Genomic DNA, 6,844 nt, shown 5'->3' with positions numbered 1-6,844 from the left:
AATTGAGATTATACAAAAAACATTATTACATGTCAAGGAAAGGGTGTTTAAAATTTGTTTTTTGACCAAATATTGGCTACATGGTTTGGCTGGTTGAGTATCAGTAAATTTTCAAGATAAAACAGCAATAAAGCTGTTTTTGTAGCATATATGTACGCTAAAAGAATGAATGCCGGATATATAAAGATGTATTTTGTATATATTTAATATGCTAAAATTTGAATAAAATTTTTTATTCAAATACTTTAACTTTTAGCTATATTACCGCTTATGTGGTTAGTTGTTACAATATAATCATTGATGTAGTTAATAGTATAAATCATAAACAAAACGGATAAATAATGCGTTGAGTACTACATATATTAGCATACTATAGATAATACCGTACCGTCACTTTAGATAGCATATATACTTTGTTGATGTTTTTAGTTGCTTTGTATAAGTTAAATAGCAGAAGTTGGCTCTTGCTTAAAATTATCAATAGTATTTGGAAAATATTTTAATCTACAGTCAATAAAAATTATGTATGGAAAGGATAGAATAAAGATAATTTATGATATTTAAGATTGGAATTAAACCCCCATTATTAGGGGTTTAATAAGTAAAATAATTATAGTCCATCAAAAGGATTTGAAACTACATCATCGCGATCTACTATGTAAGGTATGATTGCTGCATGACGAGCTCTTTTAATTGCTTTTTCTACCATCTCTTGATGTCTTTTTGATGTGCCAGTTAAGCGTCTTGGCATAATTTTAAATCTCTCTGATAAGCAATACTTCAAAAGAGAAGTATCCTTATAATCTATAAAATCAATTTTAGCTTCTGTAAATTTACAATATTTGCGTGAATATTTTCTTTTTTCTGCCATTTTTTATCCTTTAAAATTAAAACGGTATTTCGTTATCGCCATCAAAATTGTCGGCGTCGACGTTTATATCAGGGATTTTTTCTTCATAGTACTCTTGTGATTTTTTGTTTTGTGGCTGCATTTGCTGTCTTTGTGATGCTGAGTTTTGATATCCACCATCGCCATAGTTGTTGTTTGAGCCATAGTTTCGTTGTTGTGAGTACGAACTATTTTGATTAAATCCACCTTGGTTTTGTCCACCAGCTCCGCTATTTCCGCCAAGCATCTCCATATTTTCAACTACAATTGAGTGCTTTGAACGGTTTTGTCCGTTATTGTCGGTCCATTGATCAAATTTCAATCTTCCTTCAACTAGAAGTTTAGAGCCTTTGCTTAAATATTGATTTGCTATTTCAGCCGATTTTCCAAAGAATGATATGTCAATAAAGCACGTTTCTTCACGTTTCTCACCGTTAGTATTAAATTTTCTAGTAACAGCAATACCAGAATTTCCTATAGCAGACCCACTAGTAGTATATCTAAGCTCTATATCTCTAGTTAAATTTCCAACCAAGACTACTTTATTGAACATTTTTTATCCTTGATTATTCTTCTATAAAAGTTTGCTCGTCTACTTTTTCAACTCTTGGCTCACGTGGTGCTCTTGGCTCGCGAGTCTCTTTTTTGATGGTTTGCTTGATACCTTTGCAAAGTCTTTCCCAAGCTGCGATTTCGCGTTTATTTTCATATTTAACGCTTAAAAATCTTATGATATCTTCAGTGATTCTTACGTTTCTTGTAAGCTCTGCAAGAAGTGCTGGTGGAGCTTTGTAGTAGATAACAAAGTATGTTCCACGCTCATATTTTTTGATGGCATAAGCTAGTTTTCTAGTACCCATCTCAACGACAGTAGCGATCTCGCCGCCGTTTTTTGTTATAACTTCTTTTACGAAGTCAACTTTAGCTTTAACTTCCTCTTCCGTTAGTGTCGGCTTAAGAATAAATAAAAGCTCGTAATGTTTCATTTTTTCTCCTTATGGATATTTAGCTCACTTTGTGAGCAAGGATTTTGCATTAAGCAAGGGTGGATTTTAGCTTAAAGTTACTTAATATTTGCTGTTGATATGAGATATTGCAAATTTAAAATAGTTGATAATACAAAAATTTCTTTATCCATTTTTGTGTTTGTTTTTAGCTCTAGCTCGGCTAAATTTAGCGTTTTAAATATTTCCAAATAGGCGTTTAAATTTAGTTTCAAACTATTGGTTTTTAATAAATTTGCAACATTTACAGGCGGTTGATAACCAATCGCCTCATCTAAATTTAAGCGACCATTTATCTTTATATAAGAGTAAATTTTAAATAGCCTAAAAAATGCTTTATATAGTGAGTTTAGAAGTAAAATTTCATTAAAATTTGGATCTTCTAGATAAGTAAAAAAGTCGTTTTTTATATCTTTTAGAGCCATAAATTTGTTAAAAAAATCATCAAAATTTATCCCGCCAAGTCCAAAAACAAGCCTTTTTACATCATCTTGTTCGATGTGTGTGTTTAGGCTATTTAGTTTTGTTAGCTCGCTTGCTGCAAGGTATAAATTTTCATTGTGGGTAAAATAAAGCTCATAAAGTGCATTTTTAGTTATGTTTAGGCCTATTTTGGTTGAGCTTTTGGCTAGTAAATTTATCGCTTCATCTGGAGTTGAGGGCTTAAAAAATCTCGCAAAATTTGTCCCAAAAGCCTTTTGTGTATCAAAAACTAGCTTCATATCGGCCTCATAAAGCTCAAATAAAAAGTAATTATCTTGGCTTTTTGAGCAAAGCAAGATGAGTTCTTTTAGCTCTTTTGCTGGGATCTTTTTGTCGCTTTTTATATAAAGGATATTTTTACCACCAAAAAGTGACTGCTCGCTTAGATGGGAGCTTGCCTGCGCATAGTTGTACTCGTCAAAATAAAGGCTTAATAAATTTACATCTTCGCTTGCATAAAAGCTCAAAATTTCCTTACCAAAGAGCTCGATCTGAAACTCGTCCGCTCCAAAAAGCAAGAAGTAGTTGCTTAAATTTGCATTTGCTAAATTTAGTTCCAAATCTTTTCTATACATCGATCTTTCTTACCACTTTTGCAAAAATTTTAGCGCTTGCGATATCGGCCTCTGTGATCTTTACGATGAGTTTTTGAAGTAAATTTGCGCTGTATCCTGTTATAAAAATCCTAGCTCCAACAAAATGATCATCAAGCTTGACAACCAAGACATTTTGGTTTTCGCTCACGTAGCAACGCACCTCTTTGCCAATGTTTGCTGCTGCCCAGCGTGCAAATTTCCTATCCATAAAGTCGTAGGCTACCTTGTCGGCTTCTCTTTCAAGCTCGCTTAAATTTGCGCAGGTGCTTTGGATATTTAAAAGCAAGAAGTTGTAAAGCTTCTCATCTTTTAAAATTTTAGCCTTTAAAAGTCTGTGTAAAGTAAGGTCAGAATAGCGTCTAATAGGGCTTGTAAAGTGTGTATATCTGTCAAATCCAAGCCCAAAGTGGCCTAAATTTTCACTCGAGTATTCAGCTTTTTTTTGTGACTTGATAATGAGCTTATCTATCTCTTCGCGGTTGCCAAGTTCATCGGCTTTTAGTTGAATTTTTCTTATCAAATTTGCAAGGTCGTTTTCATAAGTAAAGTCAAGTCCCAGAAGTTGCAGGTCTTCAAGCAAGGTATCTATCTTTTTAAAATCAGGCGAAGCATGGTTTCTAAAAACACCTTTTGTGATGAGTTTTGCAGCGGCTTTGTTTGCTAAAAGCATGCAGTCCTCGACTAATCTGTGCGAGTCTGAGTCACTTTCAAACCTGGTTTGAGAAATTTGACCCTCTTCATCAAGGCTCATTCTAAGCTCTTTTGTTCTAAAGTCAAACGCGTGCAAAAGCCTTTTTTTGCGGAGCTTTGTAGTGAGCTTAAAAAGTGGCTTGACCCATGAAATTTCACACTCTTTTTTACCTTCTAAAATTTCATCGATCTCATCGTAGTTAAAGCGCCTTTTTGAAAGGATAATGGCCTCAAAAAGCTCCTCTTTTTTTACCTCGTTGTTTGCATCAAGTGAAATTTTAAAACAAAATGCAAGGCGAGGCACATTTGGCTTTAGCGAGCAGATATTTTCACTGAGCGCGCGCGGCAACATCGGCACTGAAATGTGCGGAAAGTAGATAGAAAAGCCTCTTTTTTTAGCTTCACTATCAATGGCGCTATAAGCAGTCACATACTCGCTTACATCAGCGATTGCTACGTAAATTTCTCGCTTTTTCTCATCAAAATATATTGCATCATCAAAGTCTTTGGCATCGACTGGATCTATCGTGCAAAACTCTAAATTTCGTAGATCAACCCTGTTTGGGTACATGCTAGCATCGACTTCGTCGCCAAAAGCCTTTGCCTCAAGCTCGCAAGCCTCGCTAAATTTATCATTTTTATTATAAATGGCAAGAGAAATTTTCTCATCACTCAGAGGATCTTCTAAATTTCCCAAAACCTCGACTATCTCGTTGTTTAGGTTATTTATCTTTAGTAGCGTCCCAAGAGGAAGTAGCTTTAGGCTTTTTTGTGTCGCCTTTAGGGTTGTGTTTAGCCCAGTTTTTAAATTTACACCTAAAATAGCTGCTCCAAAGCGTTTTGTATAGACCACGCTTGTCTCGTTTGCAAGCTTTAGACTCATCACTATTTTAGCACTTTGGCGTTTTTTCTTAAGCGATAAAAGCTTTGCTAGTACAATGTCGCCAAGGTGAGAGTTGTTTAAATTTTTATTTTCAACGATGATGTCTTGCTTGAAGCGCTTGTCAAATGGCATGATAAAGCCAGTTGCGTTTTGGCTGATGTCTAGCTTGCCGCAGACATAGCCATTGTTTAGGTAAAATTTATCTTTATGTGAGCTTACGGCACCAATATTTAGGAGATTACGTAAGACTTCTTTATCTTCGTTTGATATCTCCTTTTCTTTGATGCCGACAAGTAGTGAAGTTAAAAATTCTTTCACAAATTATCTTTGACTTTAGCGACAGCCATTAAGAACGTATCATGTCTAAAGCCATATTCGTCAAGAAGAGGTAGTGTATTTTGTATGCTTATATCATCAAGTTGATTAAAGATATTTACAGCTGTTTTTATGACTTTTAGGGCTTTTGCATAATCTTTTATATGATCTGGCGCTTCTTCTGGATTGGTTGAATATAATATTGAGCTACTAAGCTCTGTTTCAAGATTCCATTGTTCAAAAATTTTAGCTGTAACTTCTTCGTTTGACATATCTAAAATTTCTGTTTCAAATAATGAGAGATCAGTTGGACTAGAAATATTTTTGATCTTTTCTCTAAAATCAGCATCTTGTTTGCTTTCGACTAGCTCATGAGCAAGGACTATCTTTCCAATTTCAAGCATAAATGAAGCTGGAGAGAGAATTTCTAGACTCTTAGGATTGATCTTAGAGTGCCAGTTGTACATCAATGCATTCTGAATGATCGAGATATTTAAAAAATCTTGCGTTGTAATGCCATAAGGCTCTAAATTTATAGAAAAACTCTTTTTAATAGTGCTTGAAAGCGCAAAACCACGAATAGTAGCCATGCCAAAAAGAGAAATAGCTCTTGCGATGGTTGTGATCTCTTGAGAAAATCCATAAAGTGGAGAGTTTGCGGAACGTAGGATATTTGCTGTTAGCATCGGATCCTTTTCAACTACTTTTGTAAGATCGCTTATCGAGCTGTTTTCATCCGCGTGCAAGCGTTGGATTTGTATAACTGTATCATCTAGTGGTGGGAGTGCTTTGATTTTTTTAAAAACTGATTCATTCATTGAGTTATCTCTTTTTATTGAATTTTCAGCGTATTTTAGCAAAATAAATTATCATAAAACTTAAAATTAGTTTCTACATGTTTCAGCCGAATTTTTGCTGGCTAAAGTTATAATTTTGCCAAATTTTAATAATAGGAGTAACAATGGCTATAAATGTTTATTACGATAAAGACTGCGATTTGAGTCTTATTCAAAGTAAAAAAGTAGCAATTATTGGCTTTGGCTCACAGGGTCACGCACATGCTGAAAATTTAAGAGATAATGGGGTAAGTGTTGTTATAGGTCTTGCAAAAGGCGGAAAAAGCTGGGCAAAAGCTGAAGCAAAAGGCTTTGAGGTAAAAACTGTTAGCGAAGCCACAAAGGGTGCCGATGTGATCATGATATTAACTCCAGACGAACTTCAAGCGGAAATTTATAAAAATGAGATTGAACCAAATTTAAAAGATCACGCTGCTATCGCATTTGGACATGGATTTAATGTGCATTTTGGTCAAATAAAAGCTCCAGCAAACATTGATGTCATCATGATAGCTCCAAAAGCCCCAGGACACACAGTTAGAAGCGAATTTGTAAGAGGCGGTGGTATACCTGATCTTATCGCCGTTGAGCAAAATGCAAGTGGAAAAGCAAAAGAGATCGCACTAAGCTACGCTTGCGGCATAGGTGGCGGTAGAACCGGCATCATCGAGACTACATTTAAAGATGAAACTGAAACAGATTTGTTTGGTGAACAAGCTGTACTTTGCGGCGGTTTGTGCGCGCTAGTAAATGCAGGCTTTGATACGCTTGTAGAAGCTGGATATGAGCCTGAGATGGCGTATTTTGAGTGCTTGCATGAACTAAAATTAATCGTTGATTTGATGTATCAAGGCGGTATGGCTGATATGCGTTACTCTATCTCAAACACAGCTGAATACGGTGATTACGTAAGTGGTGTAAGAGTAGTTGGTGAAGAGAGCAGAAAAGCCATGAAAGAAGTTTTAAAAGAGATTCAAAATGGTAAATTTGCAAAAGACTTTATCCTTGAGAGAAAAGCGGGTTACGTTAGAATGAACGCTGAGCGTGGTATAGCCGAGAGAAGCTTGCTAAATCAAACTGGCAAAAAACTTCGTTCAATGATGCCTTGGATCACAAGTGGCAAACTCATAGATCAAAACAAAAACTAA

7 protein-coding genes are annotated in these 6,844 nt (G+C 35.3%); 1 reads left to right on the top strand and 6 read right to left on the bottom strand.

The window, feature by feature from the left end:
* Window positions 1-610: 610 nt before the first annotated feature.
* From rpsR to ACTTKV_RS02805, 6 genes are all read right to left on the bottom strand, one after another.
* The gene (gene rpsR, locus ACTTKV_RS02830) at window positions 611-871 is read right to left on the bottom strand and encodes a 30S ribosomal protein S18 (RefSeq protein ID WP_107770115.1); all 261 of its coding nucleotides are present in this window, start codon (window positions 869-871) and stop codon (window positions 611-613) included.
* A 16-nt stretch (window positions 872-887) separates the two neighbouring features.
* Window positions 888-1,442 carry a single-stranded DNA-binding protein gene (locus tag ACTTKV_RS02825; protein ID WP_442549141.1) on the bottom strand — a complete coding sequence of 185 codons (555 nt, stop codon included), beginning with the start codon at window positions 1,440-1,442 and terminating at the stop codon, window positions 888-890.
* Between the two features lie 13 nt (window positions 1,443-1,455).
* Complete coding sequence (gene rpsF, locus ACTTKV_RS02820) at window positions 1,456-1,875, bottom strand: 30S ribosomal protein S6 (protein WP_442549140.1); 420 nt, start codon at window positions 1,873-1,875, stop codon at window positions 1,456-1,458.
* A 77-nt stretch (window positions 1,876-1,952) separates the two neighbouring features.
* Window positions 1,953-2,951, bottom strand: a complete 999-nt coding sequence (gene holA / locus ACTTKV_RS02815; protein WP_442549139.1) for a DNA polymerase III subunit delta — start codon at window positions 2,949-2,951, stop codon at window positions 1,953-1,955.
* Window positions 2,944-4,863 (bottom strand): RNB domain-containing ribonuclease, encoded by a 1,920-nt coding sequence (locus tag ACTTKV_RS02810; protein ID WP_442549138.1) that lies wholly within the window; start codon window positions 4,861-4,863, stop codon window positions 2,944-2,946. Before ACTTKV_RS02810 ends, holA begins: the two co-directional genes overlap by 8 nt.
* Window positions 4,860-5,678, bottom strand: a complete 819-nt coding sequence (locus ACTTKV_RS02805) for an HDOD domain-containing protein (protein WP_442549137.1) — start codon at window positions 5,676-5,678, stop codon at window positions 4,860-4,862. The genes ACTTKV_RS02810 and ACTTKV_RS02805 overlap by 4 nt, the downstream gene beginning before the upstream one ends.
* A 143-nt stretch (window positions 5,679-5,821) precedes the next feature.
* On the opposite strand from ACTTKV_RS02805, the gene ilvC reads away from it, so the two are divergent.
* Window positions 5,822-6,844 (top strand): ketol-acid reductoisomerase, encoded by a 1,023-nt coding sequence (gene ilvC, locus ACTTKV_RS02800; RefSeq protein WP_442549136.1) that lies wholly within the window; start codon window positions 5,822-5,824, stop codon window positions 6,842-6,844.

It is taken from the genome of Campylobacter sp. (assembly GCF_052169515.1).
Taxonomy (GTDB): Bacteria; Campylobacterota; Campylobacteria; order Campylobacterales; family Campylobacteraceae; genus Campylobacter_A.
The sequence above is the reverse complement of the archived record's forward strand: the minus strand, read 5'-3'. Positions and strand labels throughout refer to the sequence as shown.

Excerpts from the sequence above, each read along its gene's own strand:
- ACTTKV_RS02805 (WP_442549137.1), bottom strand. The coding sequence starts at position 5,678 with ATGAATGAATCAGTTTTTAAAAAAATCAAAGCACTCCCACCACTAGAT.
- rpsR (WP_107770115.1), bottom strand. The coding sequence starts at position 871 with ATGGCAGAAAAAAGAAAATATTCACGCAAATATTGTAAATTTACAGAA.
- ilvC (WP_442549136.1), top strand. The coding sequence starts at position 5,822 with ATGGCTATAAATGTTTATTACGATAAAGACTGCGATTTGAGTCTTATT.
- holA (WP_442549139.1), bottom strand. The coding sequence starts at position 2,951 with ATGTATAGAAAAGATTTGGAACTAAATTTAGCAAATGCAAATTTAAGC.
- rpsF (WP_442549140.1), bottom strand. The coding sequence starts at position 1,875 with ATGAAACATTACGAGCTTTTATTTATTCTTAAGCCGACACTAACGGAA.
- ACTTKV_RS02825 (WP_442549141.1), bottom strand. The coding sequence starts at position 1,442 with ATGTTCAATAAAGTAGTCTTGGTTGGAAATTTAACTAGAGATATAGAG.